Here is a 22918-nt window from a genome sequence, read left to right on the forward strand (position 1 = left end):
ATTTGAACAAACTGTTCAGTAACGTACATAGCGAACAGTTAGCCCCTATCCTTTCTTTTTGGAATGAGATATAATACTAGTAAAGATAATAATTATACTACTACTATTATACCAAAGGAGAATAAAAAAATGACAACAAATCGTGCTGTTTGGCTGGCTTTTTTCTTAAATCTAAGCTTTGCCATTGTTGAATTTATCGCAGGTGGAGTATTTGGTTCGAGTGCTGTTCTTGCTGACTCTGTTCATGACTTGGGAGATGCAATAGCAATTGGGCTATCAGCCTTTCTAGAAACAATCTCCAATCGTGAAGAGGATAGTCATTACACTTTGGGCTACAAACGATTTAGCCTCCTAGGAGCTTTGATAACGGCTGTGATTCTTATGACAGGATCTGTACTTGTCATTTTGGAAAATATCACAAAAATGTTTCATCCACAACCTGTTAATGATAAGGGCATCCTCTGGCTTGGAATCATTGCGGTTACTATAAATGTGTTAGCAAGTTTAGTGGTTCGTAAAGGAAAAACAAAGAATGAATCTATTCTTAGCCTGCATTTTCTAGAAGATACTCTGGGCTGGCTGGCTGTTATCCTGATGGCAATTATTCTCCGATTTACAGACTGGTATATTTTGGATCCGCTCTTATCTCTTGTCATTTCTTTCTTTATTCTATCAAAAGCCATTCCACGTTTTTGGTCTACTCTCAAGATTTTCTTGGATGCTGTGCCAGAAGGAGTAGATATCAAGCAAGTCAAGAGTCGCTTAGAGCAATTGGACTATGTTGCTAGTGTCAATCAGCTCAATCTCTGGACTATGGATGGTTTGGAGAAAAATGCCATTATCCATGTTTGTCTCGAGCATGTCAAGCATATGGAAGTTTGTAAAGAATCCATTCGAGACATACTCAAAGATTGTGGTTTTCAAAATATTACCATTGAAGTGGATGCAGACTTAGCAAGCCACCAGGTCCATAAGCGTAATATGGCAGAGCTAGAAGCAAACCATGATCTCGATCATCATTGATGAGGCGTAGTATAAGTGAGCGAAAGCTTCATAAAAAGTGTATACTTGAAATAAGTTAGATACAGAGAGGTAAATGTTTATGAAATCAGCAGTCTATAAAAAAGCAGGTCAGGTTGGTATTGAAGAGGTTAAACGTCCAAGCATTCAAGAAGCGGATGATGTGATTATCCGTGTGGTTCGTGCTTGCGTATGTGGTTCAGACCTATGGAGTTACCGAAATCCAGATATTAAAGCGGGACATAAAAATAGTGGACACGAAGCGATTGGAATCGTTGAAGAAACTGGAGAAGCCATTACAACGGTCAAGCACGGTGATTTTGTGATTGTACCATTTACTCATGGTTGTGGGGAATGTGATGCCTGTCGTGCTGGTTATGATGGGACTTGTGACCGCCATATTGGCACCAACTGGTCAGGTGGTGTCCAGGCTGAGTATATCCGTTTCCACTATGCCAATTGGGCACTTGTGAAAATTCCAGGTCAACCTTCAGATTATAGCGAAGGCATGCTCAAGTCACTTTTAACACTTGCTGATGTCATGCCGACCGGTTACCATGCAGCGCGTGTGGCTAATGTGCAAAAAGGCGACAAGGTTGTGGTAATTGGGGATGGGGCTGTTGGCCAATGTGCTGTCATCGCAGCTAAGATGCGTGGAGCTTCACAAATTATCCTTATGAGTCGTCACGAAGATCGACAACAAATGGCCTTGGAGTCAGGAGCGACAGCTGTTGTGGCCGAACGTGGTGAAGAAGGCATTGCCAAGGTGCGTGAAATCCTCGGAGGAGGAGCAGATGCAGCACTTGAGTGTGTTGGTACTGAGGCGGCTGTTGAACAGGCTCTGGGTGTCCTTCATAATGGCGGTCGTATGGGAATTGTTGGTGTGCCTCACTATAATAACCGTGCCCTTGGTTCGACCTTTGCTCAGAATATTTCTGTTGCGGGTGGAGCAGCTTCTGCAACAACATACGATAAGCAATTCTTGCTCAAAGCTGTTCTTGATGGTGATATCAATCCAGGTCGCGTCTTTACTTCAAGCTATAAACTAAAAGATATCGACCAAGCTTATAAGGCTATGGATGAACGCAAGACTATCAAGTCTATGATTGTGATGGATTAATACTCTTCGAAAATCTCTTCAAACCACGTCAGCTCTATCTGCAACCTCAAAACAGTGTTTTGAGCTGACTTTGTCAGTCTTATCCACAACCTCAAAGCAGTGCTTTGAGCAACCTGCGGCTAGCTTCCTAGTTTGCTCTTTGATTTTCATTGAGTATAAAAAGAAAATCCTAATAGAGAACTGAAAAGCTCTTATTAGGATTTTTTTATGTTCAAGTGTTGTACTTAATGCAAGGTGCTTTCTCTTAACGTTAGTTTGGTTCCAAGCATAGTGAGGCTTGGAATTTTACGCCCATGAAGAACTTCTCTGTTAAGAATATCCATTCCTGTACGTCCCATTTCTTCGGTGTAGACTGAGATACTGGAAAGGGGTGGGAACACTTGCTTGGTTAGAATAGTATCATTAAAGGAAATAATGCTGACGCGCTCTGGTATGCTGATGCTGGCTTCTTGAAGGGCGCGAAGGGCACCGATTGCCAAACTATCACTAGCTGCAAAAAAGGCTTGTGGAAGTTTATCTCCTAATTTTTCGATAGCCTCTTTCATCAAGTCATATCCAGATTGGGCAGTAAATAGACCTTGGAAAATGAATTTTTCGTTATAAATTCCTTTTTCTTGTGTATAGGATTTAAAGTAACCTAAGCGTTTGTCTGCGATGACTTCTTCTTGGTCAGTAGTCGTTTCAAGACCGGATAAGATACCAATCTTCTTAATCCCGTGGTCTGTAAAGTAATCGACTACCTGTCTAACAGCATTATTAAAATCTGTAATGACACAGGTATGGCCCAAGGCGATGGTGTCACTATCAAGAAAAACTAGAGGTTTTTGATATTCTTCAAATGAGGCAATCTGTGCTTGGCTAAATTTTCCAATACAAAGAATTCCAATAACTTCTTCACTGAGCGTGAAAGGCTGGTCATTAAAATAGCGCAGAATATCATAATCTAATTCTTGAGCTCTATTTTCAATCCCTAGTCGAATCTGGTAGTAGTAGAGATCTTCCAACTCTCCCTGTTCACTGACCCACTGGATGATGGCAATCTTTTGTTTCAGTTTGTGACTTTCACCAGTTTTGAGATGTTTGGTATAGCCTAGTTCTTCGGCAACGGTTAAAATACGATGTCTGGTTTCTTCTGTCACAGATAGACTCTGATCGCGATTGAGGACACGGGATACAGTTGCGATTGAGACAGAGGCTAACTGAGCAATATCTTTGAGTGTAGCCATAATTCCCCTCCTTTTTAGGTTATTATATCATATTTTTTTATCTTTTTACTCATAGTTTAGTAAAATATCGGTAAAAATGTTGACCAAAGCAAAACCCTTGGGTACAATAGAAGAAAACGATTACAAGGTAAACTTTTTTACCTAACAAATTGTCAAAGGAGAATTCATATGACACAACATCTTACTGCTGATGCACTTCGCAAGGACTTTCTTGATGTTTTTGGTCAAGAAGCAGATCAAACCTTCTTCTCACCAGGCCGTATCAACTTGATTGGGGAACATACTGACTACAACGGTGGCCATGTTTTCCCAGCTGCTATTTCACTAGGAACTTATGGAGCAGCACGCAAGCGTGATGACCAAGTTTTGCGTTTCTACTCCGCAAACTTTGAGGACAAAGGCATTATCGAAGTTCCTCTGGCTGACCTTAAGTTTGAGAAGGAGCACAACTGGACTAACTATCCAAAAGGTGTCCTTCATTTCTTGCAAGAAGCTGGGCATGTGATTGATAAAGGTTTTGATTTCTATGTCTATGGGAATATCCCAAATGGTGCTGGTTTGTCTTCATCTGCATCCTTAGAGCTTTTGACTGGTGTCGTGGCAGAATATCTCTTTGACCTAAAATTGGATCGTCTAGATTTAGTAAAAATCGGGAAATTGACAGAGAATAACTTTATTGGTGTTAACTCTGGTATCATGGACCAATTTGCTATCGGTATGGGGGCAGACCAACGTGCCATTTATCTGGATACAAATAGTTTAGAATATGACTTGGTTCCCCTTGATTTGAAGGACAATGTTGTTGTTATCATGAACACTAACAAACGCCGTGAACTTGCAGATTCTAAATACAATGAACGTCGTGCTGAATGTGAAAAAGCAGTAGAAGAACTCCAGGTGGCCTTGGACATTCAAACCTTGGGTGAATTGGACGAGTGGGCTTTTGATGAGTTCAGTTACCTCATCAAAGACGAAAATCGCTTGAAACGTGCGCGCCATGCTGTTCTTGAGAATCAACGTACCCTTAAAGCACAAGCAGCTCTTCAAGCTGGAGATTTGGACAAATTTGGTCGTTTGATGAATGCTTCTCACGTTTCACTTGAGCACGATTACGAAGTAACTGGCTTGGAATTAGATACCCTTGTTCATACAGCTTGGGCTCAAGAAGGTGTTCTTGGTGCTCGTATGACAGGAGCTGGCTTTGGTGGTTGTGCGATCGCCTTGGTTCAAAAGGATGCTGTTGAGTCCTTTAAGGAAGCTGTAGGCAAGCACTATGAAGAAATCGTTGGTTACGCTCCAAGTTTCTATATCGCTGAAGTGGCAGGTGGAACTCGCGTTCTTGAATAGTCAGAAGGAGGTTTTCTAGTGACCTTAGTAGAAAATTTTGTGACCAAAGTCATTGCAGAAAGTAGCTTTGAAGAGTTGGATCGGATCTATCTGACCAATCGTGTTTTAGCACTGGTGGGAGATGGAGTTCTTGAAGTTGAGACTGATCAGGATGATTTGATCGAACTAAAAGATCAGCTTGTCGAGGAAGCCGTTCGATTGGAAACGATTGAAGATAGTCAGGCTGCGCGTGAGATTCTCGGTGCTGACCTCATGGATTTGGTAACCCCTTGTCCAAGTCAGGTTAATCGTGATTTTTGGGATACCTATGCTCAGTCACCAGAGCAGGCAATTGCGGATTTCTACCAACTCAGTCAGAAGAATGACTACATCAAACTGAAGGCTATCGCAAAGAATATTGCTTATCGTGTACCATCTGACTACGGTGAACTAGAGATTACCATCAATCTCTCGAAGCCTGAAAAGGATCCAAAAGAGATTGCGGCAGCTAAGTTGGTTAAGTCGAGTAACTATCCTCAATGCCAGCTCTGTATGGAAAATGAAGGCTATCATGGCCGTGTCAATCATCCAGCTAGAAGCAATCACCGGATTATTCGTTTTGATATTTCTGGGCAGGAGTGGGGCTTCCAGTATTCGCCTTACGCTTACTTTAATGAGCACTGTATTTTCCTAGACAGCAAACATCGTCCTATGGCTATTAGTCGCCAAAGTTTTGAACGTTTGTTAGCGATTGTGGAGCAGTTTCCAGGCTACTTTGCTGGTTCGAATGCAGACTTACCAATCGTGGGTGGTTCCATCCTGACCCATGATCATTATCAAGGTGGTTGTCATGTTTTCCCAATGGAAGTGGCTCCTATTCAGAAAAACTTTACCTTTGAAGGTTTTGAAACTGTCAAAGCAGGAATTGTCCAGTGGCCTATGTCTGTGATTCGATTGACGTCGGATTCAAAAGACGAGCTGACTAACCTTGCGGATAAAATCTTGCTGGCTTGGCGTCAGTATTCTGATCCAAGTGTTCAGGTCTTGGCGGAAAGCAATGGAACACCGCACCATACCATTACACCGATAGCCCGTAAACGAGATGGGCAGTTTGAGTTAGACTTGGTTTTACGGGATAACCAAACATCTCCAGAGCATCCAGATGGTATCTATCATCCCCACAAGGATGTCCAACATATCAAGAAGGAAAATATCGGCTTGATAGAGGTCATGGGTTTGGCAATCTTGCCACCACGCTTGAAGGAAGAAGTGGAGCAAGTAGCAGCTTACCTAGTCGGAAAGGATGTTTCAGTAGCAGATTATCACCAAGAATGGGCAGATGAGTTGAAAGAATCCCATCTTGGATTGACTGACAAAGACCAAGCTCTTAATATCGTCCAAGAATCTGTTGGAAAAATCTTTGCTCGAGTTTTGGAAGATGCAGGAGTTTACAAGCAAACAGAAGAAGGACAAGCTGCCTTTATGCGCTTTGTGGAGCTGGTTGGTATTTTGCCCGAATAAGTGCTTCTCTCTTGCGTAGAGTCTTGAAAAGTAGTATCATAGTGTCGTTTGAAGTATCAGGAGGAACGTATGAAAGATTTTCACTTTGACGCTATATCTGCCTTTGAAAATTACGAAATTGAAAAAATGAGAGATGGTCACGTGGTGGTGACGACAAAAGTAGTGGACTCTTCACTCAACTACTATGGAAATGCCCATGGAGGCTATCTATTTACCCTTTGTGACCAAATCAGTGGTCTTGTGGTGATTTCGCTAGGATTAGACGGGGTGACACTCCAGTCTTCCATCAATTATCTGAAAGCTGGAAATCTAGGGGACGTTCTCACTATCAAGGGAGAATGTGTCCACCAAGGACGCACCACTTGTGTCGTCGATGTTGACATCATCAACCAAGATGGCCGAAATGTCTGCAAGGCAACCTTCACCATGTTTGTCACAGGACAACGATCTGAAGATAGACAGGTGAGGATATAGGAAATATAAAAAAGAGGCAGATGCCTCTTTTTTTATTACTTTTCCACTCTAATGATTTATTATTCTATTCACTAAATCTTAAAAAATAGCCATCTGGGTCTAAAACTGCAAATTCATGAGGATAGATATAATGGTCGCCAACCAGAAATTCTCTTTTGGTCAAAGGACGATGAATAGGATAGTTAGATTCGATTACTTTCTGATAGAGTCGAGGAACATCCTTTATGCCAAAGGAGATATTGACACCACGCCCGAAAGGATAAGTCAGTTGGGATAATTCTTCTGCGTTGCCTTCTTCTAGCATAAGTTGGCAGTCTTCAAGCGAAAGGAAGAGAAATTTTTCCTCTGGACGCTCGTATTCGACAGAGAATCCCAATAAGTCGCAGTAGAAGTGACGCGATTTCTCGATATCCGATACGACAAATTCAGGGATGACAGCTTGATAGTCCATTCGTTTTCTCCTTAGAAATCAATCTCCAAGACAATCGGTGTATGGTCTTGGCGTGCGCCTGAGTCAATCATGTCTGACTTGGTAACCTTGTCTGCTACACGGTTACTTGTGAGCCAGTAGTCGATTCTCCAGCCTGTGTTGTTGATTTTTGAAGTCTTGCTGCGTTGTGCCCACCAAGTATAGCGTTCTGGCACATCGCCGTGGAGGTGGCGGAAGGTATCTGTAAATCCTGTTGCTAGAAGGTTTGTAAATCCTTCACGTTCTTCGTCTGTAAATCCTGGTGAACGGCGGTTGCTGGCTGGGTTGGCAAGGTCAATTTCCTTGTGGGCAACATTGTAGTCTCCTGTTGCTAGGACAGGTTTTTGCTTGTCTAGTTGAGCCAAGTACTCTGCATATTTGACATCCCAGACTTGACGTTCTTCCAAGCGTTTGAGGCCATCACCAGCGTTTGGTGTGTAAACTTGGGTCACGAAAAATGTATCAAATTCTATGGTAATGATGCGACCTTCCGAGTCCATAGTAGAAGGAGCACCGATTTCCGGGAAGCTGATAGTTGGAGTGAGTTCTTTCTTGTAGAGGAACATGGTTCCAGCATAGCCTTTACGAGCAGGTTCTTGAGAGGAACGCCAAGTATTTTCATATCCAGGGAAGAGTTCTTCTAACACCTCGAGGTGTTTTTTAGTAGGCCCTGTAGCTGAAAGCTTGGTTTCTTGGATGGCAATGATATCAGCGTCTTCGGCTACCAAGGTTTGTAGGACATCTTGTGATAATTTCGCACGCGCAGAGTCGCTCGTCAATGCTGCATTGAGGGAATCAATATTCCATGAGATCAATTTCATAATGTTTACCTTTTCATTCAGATTATAGACAATATTATACCAGAAAAAGAAGTATTTCCCCAGCGTATAGTTTGAAAAATCCAGGTCATTCCTATATAATAAAGAATGATTTATGTAAAGGATTGAAAATAAATGAAATGTTACTCCTTTGAGTATCTTTATCGCTGAATATGACAAAGTTTAAGTTAGTGTCATCACCTATGAATAGGAAAAACCTGAGGTAGTCGCCTCAGGTTTCCATTTGTCATTAGAAAGGAATTTTATGTCCATCATCCAAAAACTCTGGTGGTTTTTTAAATTAGAAAAACGCCGTTACCTAGTTGGAATCGTAGCTTTGGTTTTGGTTTCTGTACTAAACCTCATCCCACCTATGGTCATGGGGCGCGTGATCGATGCCGTTACTTCGGGACGATTAACACAAGATGAGCTCCTGCTTCATCTCTTTTATCTCCTGCTGGCAGCTTTCGGGATGTACTACCTGCGTTATGTTTGGCGCATGTATATCCTAGGGACCTCCTACCGACTTGGACAAATCATGCGTTCAAGACTATTTGAGCATTTTACAAGAATGTCTCCTGCTTTTTATCAGAATTATCGAACTGGGGATTTGATGGCTCACGCAACCAATGATATCAATGCTCTGACTCGTTTAGCAGGTGGTGGTGTCATGTCGGCGGTGGATGCCTCTATCACGGCCTTGGTGACTCTGCTAACTATGCTCTTTAGCATTTCTTGGCAGATGACCTTGGTTGCCATTCTGCCCTTGCCATTTATGGCCTATGCGACTAGTCGTCTGGGGAGAAAGACCCATAAGGCTTTTGGTGAATCGCAAGCAGCCTTTTCTGAACTCAACAATAAGGTTCAAGAGTCTGTATCAGGTATTAAGGTAACCAAGTCCTTTGGCTATCAGTCTGATGAATTGGCATCTTTCCAGGAAGTTAATGATTTGACCTTCCAAAAGAATCTGCAAACCATGAAATATGATAGTCTCTTTGACCCCATGGTTCTACTCTTTGTTGGTTCTTCCTATGCCTTAACTCTCTTAGTCGGTGCCTTTATGGTGCAAGCAGGACAAGTAACCGTTGGGAATCTTGTCACCTTTATCTCTTACTTGGATATGTTGGTCTGGCCCTTGATGGCGATTGGTTTCCTCTTTAATATTACTCAAAGAGGGAAGGTTTCTTATCAACGAATTGAGAGTCTCTTATCTCAAGAGTCACCTGTCAAAGAACCAGAATCTCCACTTGACGGGATTGAAAATGGGCGCTTAGACTATGCCATTGATCGTTTTGCATTTGAAGACGAAGAGACGCTGAGAGATATCCGTTTTAGTCTCGAAAAAGGGCAAACCTTGGGCTTGGTTGGGCAAACTGGTTCAGGGAAAACTGCTTTGATTAAGTTGCTCTTGCGTGAGTATGATGTTGACCGAGGAGCTATTTATCTGAATGGTCACGATATTCGTGCCTATAGACTAGCTGACTTACGAAGTTTGATGGGATACGTCCCACAGGACCAATTTCTCTTTGCTAGTTCTATCATAGAGAATATTTGTTTTGGAAATCCCGACCTACCTTTCTCTGCAGTAGAGAAAGCAACTCAGTTGGCTCAAGTCTATCAAGACATTCAAGCCATGCCTGAGGGATTTGATACAGTTATCGGGGAAAAAGGTGTTAGTCTATCTGGTGGACAAAAGCAACGTCTGGCTATGAGTCGGGCTATGATTTTAAATCCTGATATCTTGATTTTAGATGATTCCTTGTCAGCTGTGGATGCTAAGACAGAGTTCGCGATTATCGATAATCTCAAGGAAACTCGCAAGGATAAAACGACTATCATCACTGCCCATCGTCTCAGTGCAGTTGTTCATGCAGATTTGATTTTGGTCATGCAGGATGGTCGCATCATTGAACGAGGTAGGCATGAAGACTTACTAGCCTTGGATGGTTGGTATGCCCAAACCTACCAGTCTCAACAGTTAGAAATGAAAGGAGAAGAAGATGCGGAATAAACAAGAACAATGGTCTGTATTGAAGCGTTTATTGTCTTATCTTAAGCCCTATAGTGTCCTCACCTTTTTAGCCCTTGCTTTTCTCCTTGCGACGACTGTTGTTAAGAGTATTATCCCCTTGGTTGCTTCGCACTTTATCGACCAGTATCTAAACAACCTTAATCAGCTTGCTGTTACAGTTTTGCTAATTTACTATGGTCTCTACATTCTTCAAACTATTGTCCAATATGTGGGGAACATCCTCTTTGCGCGCGTGTCCTACAGCATCGTTAGAGATATCCGACGTGATGCCTTTGCCAATATGGAGAAGCTAGGCATGTCTTATTTTGATAAAACACCTGCAGGTTCCATCGTTTCTCGTTTGACCAACGACACGGAGACCATTAGTGATATGTTTTCGGGGATCTTATCCAGCTTTATCTCGGCAGTCTTTATATTCGTGACGACCCTTTATACCATGTTAGTTCTGGACTATCGTCTGACTGCTTTAGTCTTGTTCTTTCTACCTTTGATTTTCCTTTTGGTCAATCTCTACCGTAAAAAATCGGTCAAGGTCATTGAAAAAACCAGAAGTCTACTGTCAGATATTAACAGTAAGCTGGCAGAAAATATCGAAGGAATTCGTATTATTCAAGCCTTTAACCAAGAAAAACGCCTGCAAGAAGAGTTTGATGAGATAAACCAGGAACACCTAGTCTATGCTAACCGTTCAGTAGCCTTGGATTCTCTCTTTTTACGTCCAGCTATGAGTTTGTTGAAGCTATTGGGATATGCGGTTTTGATGGCTTACTTTGGCTATCGCGGTCTTTATCTAGGAATAACGGCAGGAACCATGTACGCCTTTATCCAGTACATCAACCGTCTCTTTGATCCGCTCATCGAGGTAACGCAAAACTTTTCTACTCTTCAGACATCCATGGTGTCAGCAGGTCGTGTCTTTGCACTGATCGATGAGACCAACTATGAACCGGTCCAAGAAAATGGACAAGCCGAGATTAGAGAAGGGAATCTCCGCTTTGAACACGTGTCCTTCTCTTATGATGGAAAACACCAAATTCTCGATGATATTTCCTTTACCGTCAATAAAGGTGAAACCATTGCCTTTGTCGGACATACAGGATCGGGAAAATCTTCTATCATCAATGTCCTCATGCGTTTTTACGAATTTCAGTCAGGACGGGTTCTACTAGATGGTGTGGATATTCGAGAGTATAGTCAAGAGGAGCTGAGAAAAAACATCGGTTTGGTTCTACAGGACCCCTTCCTCTATCATGGGACCATTAAGTCCAATATCGCCATGTACCAAGATATCAGCGATGACCAAGTCAAGGCTGCAGCAGAATTTGTCGATGCAGATTCCTTCATTCAAGATCTTCCTTTAGGTTATGATGCTCCTGTATCTGAGCGTGGTTCGAGTTTTTCAACCGGTCAACGTCAGCTTCTTGCCTTTGCTAGAACTGTTGCCAGTCAACCTAAAATCCTGATTTTGGATGAAGCAACAGCCAATATCGACTCTGAAACAGAAGCTCTGGTCCAAAATTCCCTAGCTAAGATGAGACAAGGTCGGACAACCATTGCCATCGCCCATCGCCTTTCTACCATTCAAGATGCTAATTGTATCTATGTTCTTGATAAGGGACGTATCATTGAAAGTGGGACCCACGAGGAACTCCTAGCATTGGGTGGAACCTATCACAAGATGTATAGTTTGCAAGCAGGTGCTCTTTCCTAAGGAAGAATTCCTTTAAAACATAGATTTCTTGCACTGCCTCTTTCATTTTGTGGTATAATGTAGAATGTTAATAAAGATTATATAAAAACAGAGGAGAATGTGCATGCTGAAATGGGATGAACTACCTCAAGAAATGCAATTGAGCGAGGTAAAACCATACTACCAGCTTGTGTCTAGAAGAAAAGGCTCACTGATTTTCAAGCGTTGTCTAGATTTGTTTCTAGCCGTAGTCTTGTTAATCTTGACCTCCCCCTTATTTCTGATTCTAAGCATCTGGATCAAGCTAGATAGCAAGGGTCCAGTTATTTACAAGCAAGTGCGGGTAACCCAGTACAACCGTCATTTCAAAATTTGGAAATTCCGGACCATGGTGACGGATGCTGATAAAAAAGGAAGTCTAGTAACTTCTGCAAATGACAGTCGTATCACAAAAGTTGGAAATTTCATTCGACGTGTTCGTTTGGATGAATTGCCGCAATTGGTCAATGTCCTCAAAGGAGAGATGTCTTTTGTAGGAACACGCCCAGAAGTACCACGCTACACAGAGCAGTATAGCCCTGAAATGATGGCTACCTTGCTCTTACCTGCGGGGATTACATCCCTTGCCAGCATTAACTATAAGGATGAGGATGCCATCATCAGTCAAATGACTGCAAAAGGTATGACGGTTGACCAGGCTTATGTGGAAAGAGTCCTTCCAGAGAAAATGCACTTTAACCTAGCCTACCTACGTGATTTTAATTTCTTCGGAGATATCAAAATCATGTTCCAGACCGTAGTTGAAGTTTTAAAATAAAGTAGTCATAAGAGTGAATACAGTAAAAGGAGTAAATCAATGACAAAGTATAATATTCCATTTTCACCACCCGATATTACCGAAGCTGAAATTGCTGAAGTAGCCGATACCCTTCGTTCTGGTTGGATCACAACAGGTCCAAAGACAAAAGAACTAGAGCGTCGTCTGTCCGTCTATACTCAAACGCCTAAGACAGTCTGCCTCAACTCTGCAACAGCAGCTCTTGAATTGATCTTGCGCGTACTTGAAGTAGGGCCTGGTGACGAAGTCATCGTTCCAGCTATGACTTATACAGCATCATGTAGCGTCATCACTCACGTAGGTGCGACACCAGTGATGGTTGATATCCAAGATGATACCTTTGAAATGGACTATGATAAGCTTGAGCAAGCTATTACTGAGAAGACTAAAGTCATCATCCCGGTAGAACTAGCAGGGATTATCTGTGACTATGACCGTTTGTTCCAAGTTGTAGAAAAGAAACGCGACCTCTTTACAGCTGCTAGCAAGTGGCAGAAGGCTTTTAACCGTATTGTGATTGTCTCTGATAGTGCCCATGCTTTAGGTTCAACCTATAAGGGACAACCAGCCGGTTCAATTGCTGACTTTACTTCATTCTCTTTCCACGCAGTTAAGAATTTTACAACTGCAGAAGGAGGAAGTGCCACTTGGAAAGCCAATCCAGCGATTGACGATGAAGAAATGTACAAGGAATTCCAAATCCTTTCCCTTCACGGTCAAACAAAAGATGCTCTTGCCAAGATGCAACTGGGTTCATGGGAATACGATATCGTAACACCAGCCTACAAGTGCAACATGACAGATATCATGGCTTCACTTGGTCTAGTTCAGCTAGATCGTTATCCTGCTTTATTACAACGTCGTAAGGACATCGTGGATCGCTATGACCGTGGATTTGCAGGGACTCCTATCCATCCATTGGCTCATGAGACAGATACTGTTGAATCTTGTCGTCACCTTTACATCACCCATGTAGAAGGTGCTAGTCTCGAACAACGTAATCAAATCATTCAAGAATTGGCCAAGGCAGGAATTGCAAGTAATGTTCATTACAAACCGCTTCCGCTTTTGACAGCCTATAAGAATCTTGGCTTTGATATGGCAGATTATCCGCGAGCTTATGCCTTCTTTGTAAACGAGATTACACTACCACTTCACACGAAATTAACGGACGAAGAAGTAGATTATATCATTGAGACTTTTGTCAGAGTTTCTGAAGAAATTCTAGGTGCTTCACAAAAATAATTAAAAAAATTAGTAAAAAATGAATGAAAACGATTGACAAAGAAAAAACAATAACATATAATTAACTCAACAAATCAGAAAAGTAGTTATTTTTGATCTTCAGGGAGCCTGTGGTTACTGTGAACAGGTGGTTGAAAGTAGTGAAATTGGGCTGATTTGAAAAAATGAATTTGAAACAATGAAAATTCGGTAGGCACACCTTACAGTGCAACTTGTTGTTAGACAAGGCAGAGATGTAAAGGGGATATTCTCTTTACAATTGAGGTGGTACCGCGTTACGAACGCCCTCACATGGAAATATATTCCGTGTGTGGGCTTTTTCTATCCGTCATTTTGTATATCTTTTATTAGGGCATGAACTTAGAGTAATATTCAAGTTTTACTTGTTCTTTAAGTAAAGGCTGAAATGGTCCCCCAGACCATTTCACTACCAAAAGCAAACAAAAAGCCGGATTCATACAGAAGGAGGAAAAATTTATGACAACTAAAGGATATTTTGGACAATTTGGTGGTAGTTTTGTACCAGAACCAATTCAGGTTTTACTAGATGAATTAGAAGTGACTTTTGAAAAATACAAGGATGATCCAGAGTTTTTAGCGGAGTTTCGTCATTACTTGAAGGATTATTCAGGTCGCGAAACACCGCTCTATTTTGCAGAAAGTTTGACAGAGCACCTAGGCGGAGCTAAGATTTATCTCAAGCGTGAAGACCTTAACCACTTGGGTTCTCACAAACTGAACAATGTTTTGGGACAAATCCTTCTAGCAAAACGCATGGGTAAAAAGCGTGTCATTGCTGAGACAGGAGCTGGCCAGCACGGTGTTGCGACAGCTGCAGCTGCGGCCAAATTTGGTATGGCATGTGATGTCTATATGGGAGCAGAAGATGTGGAGCGTCAACGTCTCAATGTCTTCCGTATGGAGATGATGGGAGCAACTGTTCATGCAGTTGAAACAGGAACACGTACTCTGAAGGATGCGGTCGATGCAGCCTTTGGAGCATGGATGAATGACCTTGAAGCTTTCTACGTTTTAGGTTCTGCTGTAGGTCCTCACCCTTATCCAACTATTGTTCATGAATTCCAAAAAGTCATCAGTGAAGAATCACGTCGTCAAATCTTGGAAAAAGAAGGACGTCTACCAGACTACGTCATTGCCTGTGTGGGCGGTGGTTCCAATGCTATCGGAGCTTTTTCACAGTATGTAGCTGATGAAGAAGTAAAATTGGTTGGGGTAGAAGCTGCTGGTCATGGACTTGATACAGACAAGCACGCAGCAACTATGACTAAGGGTAGTGTTGGTATCGTTGATGGAATGAAGACCTATGCAGTCTTTAAGGAAGATGGAGAGCTCGCGCCAGTTTACTCTATCTCAGCAGGTTTGGACTATCCAGGGGTTGGTCCAGAACATGCCTTCTTTAAAGACTCTGGTCGAGTAGAATATGTAGCAGCGACAGACGAAGAAGCTGTCCAAGCCTTGCTTTTATTAAGCAAAACAGAAGGAATCATCCCTGCAATTGAAAGCTCACATGCTATCGCTGAAGCAGTCAAACGCGCACCGAAACTAAGTAAAGATGAGATTATTATCATCAATGTCTCTGGTCGTGGAGACAAGGACGTAGCTGCCATTGCAGACTACCTTGAAGCTAAAAAATAAAAGATGGAAAAGATACAGAGATTTCTCTCACAGAGAGCTTGTAGTTGCTGAAAACAAGCAGAGAAAGCTGTAAGGTTGGGTCCATCTGAAATGAGAGAAGAAAACATAATTCTCAAGGGAGTGCCCTTTATCGCACAACCTGTTACAGGAACTATCTGAGACAGGAATGAGAGATAGGAGAAATCCTATAATTGAGGTGGCACCGCGAATTTCGTCCTCACGCAAGTTATTTTGCGTGGGGATTTTTATATATTCTTCTCAGATATTGCGATTAATTTTTTAAATATTTTCAATAAATAGATCGTTATAGAATATTTGCGAACGAAGTGAGCATTGAACCGCTATTTCCCGCCATGGTGGTATCCTAGAGAAGCAAAGATGCTTCTCTAGGACGGAATTTTTGAGACACATGGCTCAAAAATTAGGGATGAAATTTCGGAGAAAGTTGCTCCCGTCCGCACTATTTAAGGGAAATAGAAAAAGATAAATTAAAACTAAAATTCTATAAAGATACGAATCGAAAGGGAAATTACAATGGAACGAATCATTCATGGAGATGTTTTATCACCAATCTTGGCTTATATGCGTTTGAACGGACAACACAAGGTCATACTTGAAAGTATCCCAAGAGAAAAAGAAAATGCTCGTTTTTCTATCTTAGCCTATAATCCAGTTTTTGAAATTAAGTTCGAGAATGGAGTTCTTTATCAAAATGGGCAAGTGATTGATCGTGATCCCTTGGATTTCCTTTATGAAGTAACTCATAAGAGTCAGCACCATTCAGAACTACCCTTTGGTGGTGGAGCTATTGGCTTTGTTGGCTACGATATGATTTCTCTCTATGAAGAAATTGGCCAGCTCCCTGAGGATACGATTGGGACGCCAGATATGCATTTCTTCGTATATGAGAGTTATATAGTTTTTGACCATAAGAAAGAAAAAATTCATATCATCGAGGATGCTCTCTACAGTGAACGTAGTAATGAAGAACTAGAAGTGGCTTTAGATCAGGTTTTAGAAGAGTTGAAAATCCCTGCTCCAAATGAATTTGAAGATTTGGATGTTTCTCCACTTCAGTTTAGACCACATATTGCACCTCAGAAATTTGAAGAGATGGTAGAAACAGCTCGCGACTTGATTCGCAACGGAGATATGTTCCAATGTGTGCTCAGTCAGCGCTTCTCCGCAGAAGTAACTGGAAATCCTTTTGACTTCTACAGAAATCTCCGAGTGACCAATCCATCAAATTACCTCTACTTTTATGACTTTGGAAATTATCAAATTATCGGTGCCAGTCCTGAGAGCTTGGTTTCCGTCAAAAATGGCATTGTGACAACCAATCCAATTGCAGGTACACGTCCTAGAGGTACCAATGATGAGGAAGATTCGGTACTTGCAAGTGATCTACTTTCTGATGAAAAGGAAACGGCAGAACACCGAATGTTGGTGGACTTGGGACGAAATGATATCGGTAGAATTGCTGAAACAGCAAGTGTCCAAGTAACTAAGTATATGGAAGTAGAACTTTTCCGTTATGTCATGCATTTGACCAGCGTGGTTAAAGGACGTTTGTTACCAGAACTGACTGCTATGGATGCCTTGAAGGCGACTCTTCCGGCAGGAACAGTATCGGGGGCACCAAAGATTCGGGCCATGAAACGCATCTATGAACTAGAAACAGAGAAGCGAGGCGTATATGCAGGAGCTATCGGTTACCTATCAGCAACTGGAGATATGGATTTCGCCATTGCAATTCGAACCATGATTCTTAAAAATAAAACAGCCTACGTACAGGCTGGTGCAGGAATTGTTTATGATTCCATCGCTCAGAATGAATACCAAGAAACGATTAACAAAGCTAAATCTATGACAAGAATGGGAGAACTAAGACCATGATCTTATTGATTGACAATTATGATTCATTTACTTATAACCTGGCTCAATATATCGGGAATTTCGCAGAAGTTCAGGTTTTGAGAAATGATGATCCAAACCTTTATGAAGAAGCTGCAAAGGCAGATGGACTGGTCTTTTCTCCTGGCCCAGGTTGGCCAGCTGATGCTGGGAAAATGGAAGAAATGATTCGTGATTTTGCAGGTAAGAAACCTATTCTAGGGATTTGTTTGGGGCACCAAGCCATTGCAGAAGTCTTTGGTGGTAAGTTGGGCTTGGCTCCTAAAGTTATGCACGGTAAACAAAGCCAGATTCGATTTGAGACCCCATCCGTTCTCTATCAAGGAATTGAGGACAATCGTCCAGTCATGCGTTACCACAGTATTTTAATCGAAGAGATGCCAGAAGAGTTTGAAGTGACAGCTCGTTCGACAGATGACCAAGCTATTATGGGGATTCAACACAAAACCTTGCCGATTTATGGCTTGCAGTATCATCCAGAAAGTATTGGAACGCCAGATGGTCTATCTTCTATTCAGAATTTTATCGAGAAAGTTGTAAAGTGAGGAACACAAAATGAAAGAAATTATTGAAAAATTAGCAAACTTTAAAGACTTATCAAGTGTTGAGATGACAGATGTGATCGAACGCATCGTGACAGGGCGAGTGACAGAAGCACAAATCGCTTCACTACTGTTAGCCCTTAAGATGAAGGGAGAAACACCGGAAGAAAGAACAGCCCTCGCTCAAGTCATGAGAGGACATGCTCAACACATTCCAACAAATATTCAAGATGCTATGGATAACTGTGGTACAGGTGGAGATAAGTCATTTAGCTTCAACATTTCTACAACTGCAGCCTTTGTTTTGGCAGGTGGAGGAATCCATATGGCTAAACATGGTAATCGTTCAATTTCCTCTAAATCTGGGTCAGCAGATGTCTTGCAAGCTTTGGGAATCAACATTGACCTTAAACCATCACAATTGGGTAAGGTATTTGACCAAACAGGAATCGTCTTTCTCTTTGCCAAAAACATGCACCCAGCCATGAAATACATTATGCCAGCACGCTTGGAATTGGGAATTCCAACCATCATGAATTTGACAGGTCCGCTAATTCACCCAATGGTTTTGGAAACACAGCTTCTAGGAATCAGTCGTCCTGAACTTCTGGAAAGTACTGCTCAGGTTTTGAAAAACATGGGTCGCAAACGTGCTATTGTAGTAGCTGGTCCAGAAGGATTGGATGAAGCTGGTTTGAATGGAACTACCAGCATTGCCCTTCTTGAAAATGGTGAAATTACTTTATCAACCTTTACTCCAGAAGATTTGGGAATGGAACGCATTGCTATTGAGGACATTCGTGGGGGAAATGCTCATGAGAATGCAGCCATCCTTGTCAGCGTTCTTAATAACGAACCAAGTCCATTCTTGGAAACAACAGTCTTAAATGCAGGTCTCGGTTTCTACGCCAATGGTAAAGCAGATAGTATCAAGGACGGAGTTGAATTGGCACGTCAAGTGATTGCCAGTGGTAAGGCCCTTGAAAAACTCAGACTATTACAGGAGTATCAAAGATGAGTCAGGAATTTTTATCACGTATCCTAGAGCAAAAGGCGCGTGAAGTTGAAAAGATGGAGCGAGAGGAGCTTCAATCCTTGCGTCAAACTTATCGATTGAGTGAATATTTAAAAAATCATCAAGACCGTTTGCAAATCATTGCTGAGGTCAAAAAGGCAAGTCCAAGTCTAGGTGATATCAATCTCGATGTGGATATCGTACAACAGGCCCAGACTTACGAGGCTAACGGCGCGGTTATGATTTCTGTTCTGACAGATGAGGTTTTCTTTAAAGGGCATTTGGATTATTTGCAAGAGATTTCTAGTCAGGTAGAGATTCCGACACTGAATAAGGATTTTATTATCGATGAAAAGCAAATCATCCGTGCTCGCAATGCAGGTGCGACCGTCATCTTGCTCATCGTAGCGGCCTTATCTGAAAAACGACTGAAGGAGCTTTATGACTACGCGACAGAACTGGGTCTAGAAGTTTTGGTGGAAACTCATAATCTTGTTGAACTGGAAGTGGCTCATAGACTTGGAGCTCAAATTATTGGTGTCAACAATCGCAATTTAACAACCTTTGAAGTCGACTTGCAGACAAGCGTAGACTTGGCCAAACACTTTAAGGATGATTGCTTCTACATTTCCGAATCTGCTATTTTTACAGAGGAGGATGCAAAACGAGTAGCACCATACTTTAACGGAATTTTAGTAGGAACAGCCCTCATGCAGGCAGAAAATGTAGCCCAGAGAATCAAGGAGTTGCAGATTGACAAAGGTTAAGATTTGTGGACTATCGACCAAAGAAGCCGTAAAAACAGCTGTGTCAGCTGGAGCAGACTATATCGGTTTTGTCTTTGCTCCTAGCAAAAGACAGGTGACCGTAGAACAAGCCATAGATCTGGCTAAGTTTATTCCTAGGCATATTCAAAAAGTTGGAGTATTTGTTTCACCCAGTCGAGCAGAACTGTTAGAAGCAATTGAAAAGGTTGGCTTGGACTTGGTGCAGGTTCACGGTCAGGTAGTAGATAAACTATTTGAAAATTTACCTTGTGGCAGCATTCAGGCTGTTCAGGTCGATGAAGGGGGGCATGTACCCAATTCTCAGGCAGATTATCTACTCTTTGACGCTCCTGTGGCAGGAAGTGGACAAACCTTTGACTGGGGTCAACTGGATACGACAGAACTAGCCCAGCCTTTCTTCATCGCAGGTGGGCTTAACGAAGATAATGTAGCAAGAGCAATTCAGCATTTCTCTCCCTTTGCAGTAGATGTATCAAGCGGAGTAGAAACAGACGGACAAAAAGATCATGAAAAGATTAAAAGATTCATAGAGAGGGTAAAGAATGGCATATCAAGAACCAAATAAAGATGGATTTTACGGAAAATTCGGTGGACGTTTTGTCCCAGAAACATTGATGACAGCAGTTTTGGAGTTGGAGAAGGCCTACCGTGAAAGTCAGGCAGATCCAAGTTTCCAAGAGGAATTAAACCAACTTTTGCGCCAGTATGTAGGACGTGAAACTCCCCTTTACTACGCAAAAAACTTGACCCAGCATATCGGCGGAGCCAAGATTTACCTTAAACGTGAAGACCTCAACCATACAGGCGCTCACAAGATTAACAATGCCTTAGGACAAGTTCTTCTGGCTAAACGTATGGGCAAAAAGAAAATTATCGCTGAAACAGGAGCCGGTCAGCACGGTGTGGCAACTGCAACAGCTGCAGCACTCTTTAACATGGAATGTACTATCTACATGGGTGAGGAAGATGTCAAACGTCAAGCACTCAATGTTTTCCGCATGGAGCTTTTAGGAGCTAAGGTAGAGGCTGTGACAGATGGTTCGCGCGTGCTCAAGGATGCAGTCAATGCAGCCCTTCGTTCTTGGGTTGCAAATATCGATGATACCCACTATATCCTTGGTTCTGCCTTGGGACCTCATCCTTTCCCAGAAATTGTTCGTGACTTCCAAAGTGTTATCGGACGAGAAGCCAAACAACAGTACCGAGAATTGACAGGTGAAAATTTACCAGAAGCCCTAGTAGCCTGTGTTGGTGGTGGCTCTAATGCCATCGGACTTTTCCATCCATTTGTGGAAGATGAGTCAGTGGCTATGTATGGAGCTGAAGCAGCAGGACTAGGTGTGGATACGGAGCACCACGCAGCTACCTTGACTAAAGGACGTCCAGGTGTTCTCCACGGCTCTCTCATGGATGTGCTCCAAGATGCTCATGGTCAAATCCTAGAAGCTTTCTCAATCTCAGCAGGTTTGGACTATCCTGGTATCGGTCCAGAACATTCTCATTACCATGATATCAAACGTGCGACTTATGTACCAGTGACAGACGAGGAAGCCTTGGAAGGATTCCAACTCTTGTCTCGTGTAGAAGGAATTATCCCAGCTTTAGAGTCCAGCCATGCCATCGCCTTTGCGGTGAAATTAGCCAAAGAACTTGGACCAGACAAGTCTATGATTGTCTGTCTATCAGGTCGTGGGGACAAGGATGTAGTTCAAGTTAAAAACCGATTGGAAGCAGACGCAGCAAAGAAGGGAGAAGCTAATGCCTAAGACTCTAACCGAAAAATTGACAACTCTTAAAGCAGCAAAAAAGGGAATTTTTGTTCCCTATATCATGGCTGGAGACCATGAAAAAGGATTAGATGGTCTCGCTGAAACAATTCACTTTTTAGAAGCTTTGGGTGTGTCTGCCATTGAGATAGGAGTTCCCTTTTCAGACCCAGTTGCAGATGGTCCAGTTATCGAAGAAGCAGGCTTGCGCAGTCTAGCTCGCGGAACCTCTACCCAGGCTTTGGTTGAAACCTTGAAAACCATTGAAACAGAAATCCCGCTTGTCATCATGACCTATTTTAACCCCCTCTTTCAGTACGGTGTGGAGAAATTTGTCAGAGATCTTGCTGATACAGCGGTCAAGGGATTGATTATCCCAGACCTGCCTCATGAGCACGCTAACTTTGTAGAGCCCTTTTTGGCAGATACAGACATTGCTTTGATTCCACTTGTCAGCTTGACGACAGGAATGGAGCGTCAAAAAGAACTCATTGAGGGAGCTGAAGGTTTTGTCTATGCCGTTGCTATCAATGGAGTGACAGGGAAATCAGGAAATTACCGATCTGATTTGGATAAGCACTTGGATCAACTTCATCAAGTGGCTGACATTCCAGTATTGACCGGTTTTGGTGTATCCACTCAGGCTGATGTCGAACGCTTCAATGCTGTATCAGACGGTGTTATCGTTGGTTCCAAGATTGTTAAGGCTCTGCATGAAGGACAAGTAGCAGAAATCGCTGACTTTATCCGAGAAGCAGTAGCTTACCAAAAATAATCACGCAAGCAGCCAGTAAGAGGAAAGGCACAAAAGGTAGTCTTTTCTTTTTCTTTAGTAGGAGAAAGGCTAGAATGCCGGTCGTGGAGGCAAATTGGATTAAAATCAGTATTTCTGTAAGAGAAAAAACAAGGGCACAAGAAGCCAGAAAGAGAAAATCTCCTGCACCTATGCGGATATCGATGAAATGAGCAATGATTCCAAGAATCAAGAAGAAAGTCATGGCCAGATTCCAACTACAGCAAACCATGAGGAATAAGTGAAAAATCAGCCAGACGATCAAGGGATATTCTTGATGACGAAGGTCATAAATTCCCAAAGTTAAGCCAGCAGTTATCAAGATGACTTGCCCCAAAGTTAAAAATCCCACAGACTCAGCTAGAAAGAGCAGTCCCAAAGACAACTCAAGGAAGGCATACCAGACAGGATAGCTTGACTTGCAATAGCGACAGCGAAAGCGATTGAATACCTGTGAGAGAAATGGAATCAAATCCAGTGGTTTCAAGGGAGTCTGACAAGAATCACAGTGACTAGCAGGAAAGATAATAGACTGCTCAGGAAAGCGGTCAATGACAAGACCTAGAAAGGAAGCAAAAATAGCTCCAACAAGAAAAAAGTAAAGGTGAATCATACTTATTAATTCGGAAAAAATAAGAGAAAGAGTATAATAGTTGGATAAAGGA

At 42.2% G+C, this 22918-nt stretch carries 21 protein-coding genes and 1 other annotated feature; of the genes, 17 read left to right on the forward strand and 4 right to left on the reverse strand.

All coding sequences use genetic code 11. The features are described 5' to 3' along the window. Positions 1-129 precede the first annotated feature (129 nt). Complete coding sequence (locus tag LG369_RS01840) at positions 130-1023, forward strand: cation diffusion facilitator family transporter (protein WP_225750049.1); 894 nt, start codon at positions 130-132, stop codon at positions 1021-1023. A 79-nt stretch (positions 1024-1102) separates the two neighbouring features. After that, positions 1103-2140, forward strand: a complete 1038-nt coding sequence (locus LG369_RS01845) for a zinc-binding dehydrogenase (protein WP_225750484.1) — start codon at positions 1103-1105, stop codon at positions 2138-2140. Positions 2141-2364: 224 nt separating this feature from the next. Here the strand turns inward: LG369_RS01845 and LG369_RS01850 are convergent, their stop codons facing one another. Further along, positions 2365-3366 carry a LacI family DNA-binding transcriptional regulator gene (locus tag LG369_RS01850; protein WP_225750050.1) on the reverse strand — a complete coding sequence of 334 codons (1002 nt, stop codon included), beginning with the start codon at positions 3364-3366 and terminating at the stop codon, positions 2365-2367. Between the two features lie 168 nt (positions 3367-3534). Here LG369_RS01850 and LG369_RS01855 point away from each other — a divergent pair, with 168 nt between their 5' ends. From LG369_RS01855 to LG369_RS01865, 3 genes are all read left to right on the forward strand, one after another. Then, entirely contained in the window at positions 3535-4713 is a 1179-nt protein-coding gene (locus LG369_RS01855) for a galactokinase (protein WP_225750051.1), read from the forward strand. Positions 4714-4731: 18 nt separating this feature from the next. After that, positions 4732-6213, forward strand: coding sequence for a UDP-glucose--hexose-1-phosphate uridylyltransferase (locus LG369_RS01860; RefSeq protein WP_225750052.1), 1482 nt, complete (start codon positions 4732-4734; stop codon positions 6211-6213). A gap of 69 nt (positions 6214-6282) precedes the next feature. Further along, positions 6283-6687, forward strand: coding sequence for a PaaI family thioesterase (locus LG369_RS01865; protein ID WP_006152721.1), 405 nt, complete (start codon positions 6283-6285; stop codon positions 6685-6687). A gap of 64 nt (positions 6688-6751) precedes the next feature. On the opposite strand, the gene LG369_RS01870 is transcribed toward LG369_RS01865, so the two are convergent. Beyond that, entirely contained in the window at positions 6752-7138 is a 387-nt protein-coding gene (locus LG369_RS01870) for a bleomycin resistance protein (protein WP_225750053.1), read from the reverse strand. 11 nt (positions 7139-7149) lie between these two features. Then, positions 7150-7977, reverse strand: coding sequence for an exodeoxyribonuclease III (locus tag LG369_RS01875; RefSeq protein WP_225750054.1), 828 nt, complete (start codon positions 7975-7977; stop codon positions 7150-7152). A gap of 262 nt (positions 7978-8239) precedes the next feature. Here LG369_RS01875 and LG369_RS01880 point away from each other — a divergent pair, with 262 nt between their 5' ends. From LG369_RS01880 to trpA, 12 genes are all read left to right on the forward strand, one after another. After that, positions 8240-9985 carry an ABC transporter ATP-binding protein gene (locus tag LG369_RS01880; RefSeq protein WP_225750055.1) on the forward strand — a complete coding sequence of 582 codons (1746 nt, stop codon included), beginning with the start codon at positions 8240-8242 and terminating at the stop codon, positions 9983-9985. Beyond that, a complete protein-coding gene (locus LG369_RS01885) occupies positions 9975-11717 on the forward strand; it encodes an ABC transporter ATP-binding protein (protein ID WP_225750056.1) in 1743 nt (580 codons plus the stop codon). The genes LG369_RS01880 and LG369_RS01885 overlap by 11 nt, the downstream gene beginning before the upstream one ends. Positions 11718-11820: 103 nt before the next feature. Continuing rightward, positions 11821-12513 carry a sugar transferase gene (locus LG369_RS01890; protein WP_004251491.1) on the forward strand — a complete coding sequence of 231 codons (693 nt, stop codon included), beginning with the start codon at positions 11821-11823 and terminating at the stop codon, positions 12511-12513. Between the two features lie 39 nt (positions 12514-12552). Further along, positions 12553-13779, forward strand: coding sequence for a DegT/DnrJ/EryC1/StrS family aminotransferase (locus LG369_RS01895; RefSeq protein WP_004251488.1), 1227 nt, complete (start codon positions 12553-12555; stop codon positions 13777-13779). 60 nt (positions 13780-13839) lie between these two features. Next, positions 13840-14071 (forward strand) — a binding site (T-box leader). A gap of 185 nt (positions 14072-14256) precedes the next feature. Continuing rightward, positions 14257-15435, forward strand: coding sequence for a tryptophan synthase subunit beta (gene trpB, locus LG369_RS01900; RefSeq protein WP_004251478.1), 1179 nt, complete (start codon positions 14257-14259; stop codon positions 15433-15435). 534 nt (positions 15436-15969) lie between these two features. Beyond that, on the forward strand, positions 15970-17331 hold the full coding sequence (gene trpE, locus LG369_RS01905) for an anthranilate synthase component I (RefSeq protein WP_225750057.1): 1362 nt from the start codon (positions 15970-15972) through the stop codon (positions 17329-17331). Then, complete coding sequence (locus LG369_RS01910) at positions 17328-17894, forward strand: aminodeoxychorismate/anthranilate synthase component II (RefSeq protein WP_225750058.1); 567 nt, start codon at positions 17328-17330, stop codon at positions 17892-17894. The genes trpE and LG369_RS01910 overlap by 4 nt, the downstream gene beginning before the upstream one ends. Positions 17895-17904: 10 nt before the next feature. Beyond that, positions 17905-18909 carry an anthranilate phosphoribosyltransferase gene (trpD, locus tag LG369_RS01915; protein ID WP_225750059.1) on the forward strand — a complete coding sequence of 335 codons (1005 nt, stop codon included), beginning with the start codon at positions 17905-17907 and terminating at the stop codon, positions 18907-18909. Then, on the forward strand, positions 18906-19673 hold the full coding sequence (gene trpC, locus LG369_RS01920; RefSeq protein WP_225750060.1) for an indole-3-glycerol phosphate synthase TrpC: 768 nt from the start codon (positions 18906-18908) through the stop codon (positions 19671-19673). Before trpD ends, trpC begins: the two co-directional genes overlap by 4 nt. Continuing rightward, positions 19660-20259 carry a phosphoribosylanthranilate isomerase gene (locus LG369_RS01925; protein WP_225750061.1) on the forward strand — a complete coding sequence of 200 codons (600 nt, stop codon included), beginning with the start codon at positions 19660-19662 and terminating at the stop codon, positions 20257-20259. Before trpC ends, LG369_RS01925 begins: the two co-directional genes overlap by 14 nt. Further along, a complete protein-coding gene (gene trpB / locus LG369_RS01930; RefSeq protein WP_225750062.1) occupies positions 20237-21460 on the forward strand; it encodes a tryptophan synthase subunit beta in 1224 nt (407 codons plus the stop codon). The genes LG369_RS01925 and trpB (LG369_RS01930) overlap by 23 nt, the downstream gene beginning before the upstream one ends. Beyond that, positions 21453-22235 (forward strand): tryptophan synthase subunit alpha, encoded by a 783-nt coding sequence (gene trpA / locus LG369_RS01935; protein ID WP_225750063.1) that lies wholly within the window; start codon positions 21453-21455, stop codon positions 22233-22235. The genes trpB (LG369_RS01930) and trpA overlap by 8 nt, the downstream gene beginning before the upstream one ends. Here trpA and LG369_RS01940 read toward each other — a convergent pair. Continuing rightward, positions 22204-22866 (reverse strand): prepilin peptidase, encoded by a 663-nt coding sequence (locus LG369_RS01940; RefSeq protein WP_225750064.1) that lies wholly within the window; start codon positions 22864-22866, stop codon positions 22204-22206. The genes trpA and LG369_RS01940 overlap by 32 nt on opposite strands. Positions 22867-22918: the final 52 nt, after the last annotated feature.

The sequence above is a fragment of the Streptococcus sp. Marseille-Q4154 genome (genome assembly GCF_916700545.1).
In the GTDB taxonomy this organism is placed as follows: Bacteria; Bacillota; Bacilli; order Lactobacillales; family Streptococcaceae; genus Streptococcus; species Streptococcus infantis_I.

Bases quoted from the DNA above. Each gene is read 5' to 3' on its own strand.
- LG369_RS01840 (WP_225750049.1), top strand. From the start codon at position 130: ATGACAACAAATCGTGCTGTTTGGCTGGCTTTTTTCTTAAATCTAAGC.
- LG369_RS01845 (WP_225750484.1), top strand. From the start codon at position 1,103: ATGAAATCAGCAGTCTATAAAAAAGCAGGTCAGGTTGGTATTGAAGAG.
- LG369_RS01850 (WP_225750050.1), bottom strand. From the start codon at position 3,366: ATGGCTACACTCAAAGATATTGCTCAGTTAGCCTCTGTCTCAATCGCA.
- LG369_RS01855 (WP_225750051.1), top strand. From the start codon at position 3,535: ATGACACAACATCTTACTGCTGATGCACTTCGCAAGGACTTTCTTGAT.
- LG369_RS01865 (WP_006152721.1), top strand. From the start codon at position 6,283: ATGAAAGATTTTCACTTTGACGCTATATCTGCCTTTGAAAATTACGAA.
- LG369_RS01870 (WP_225750053.1), bottom strand. From the start codon at position 7,138: ATGGACTATCAAGCTGTCATCCCTGAATTTGTCGTATCGGATATCGAG.
- LG369_RS01875 (WP_225750054.1), bottom strand. From the start codon at position 7,977: ATGAAATTGATCTCATGGAATATTGATTCCCTCAATGCAGCATTGACG.
- LG369_RS01880 (WP_225750055.1), top strand. From the start codon at position 8,240: ATGTCCATCATCCAAAAACTCTGGTGGTTTTTTAAATTAGAAAAACGC.
- LG369_RS01885 (WP_225750056.1), top strand. From the start codon at position 9,975: ATGCGGAATAAACAAGAACAATGGTCTGTATTGAAGCGTTTATTGTCT.
- LG369_RS01890 (WP_004251491.1), top strand. From the start codon at position 11,821: ATGCTGAAATGGGATGAACTACCTCAAGAAATGCAATTGAGCGAGGTA.
- LG369_RS01895 (WP_004251488.1), top strand. From the start codon at position 12,553: ATGACAAAGTATAATATTCCATTTTCACCACCCGATATTACCGAAGCT.
- trpB (WP_004251478.1), top strand. From the start codon at position 14,257: ATGACAACTAAAGGATATTTTGGACAATTTGGTGGTAGTTTTGTACCA.
- trpE (WP_225750057.1), top strand. From the start codon at position 15,970: ATGGAACGAATCATTCATGGAGATGTTTTATCACCAATCTTGGCTTAT.
- LG369_RS01910 (WP_225750058.1), top strand. From the start codon at position 17,328: ATGATCTTATTGATTGACAATTATGATTCATTTACTTATAACCTGGCT.
- trpD (WP_225750059.1), top strand. From the start codon at position 17,905: ATGAAAGAAATTATTGAAAAATTAGCAAACTTTAAAGACTTATCAAGT.
- trpC (WP_225750060.1), top strand. From the start codon at position 18,906: ATGAGTCAGGAATTTTTATCACGTATCCTAGAGCAAAAGGCGCGTGAA.
- trpB (WP_225750062.1), top strand. From the start codon at position 20,237: ATGGCATATCAAGAACCAAATAAAGATGGATTTTACGGAAAATTCGGT.
- trpA (WP_225750063.1), top strand. From the start codon at position 21,453: ATGCCTAAGACTCTAACCGAAAAATTGACAACTCTTAAAGCAGCAAAA.
- LG369_RS01940 (WP_225750064.1), bottom strand. From the start codon at position 22,866: ATGATTCACCTTTACTTTTTTCTTGTTGGAGCTATTTTTGCTTCCTTT.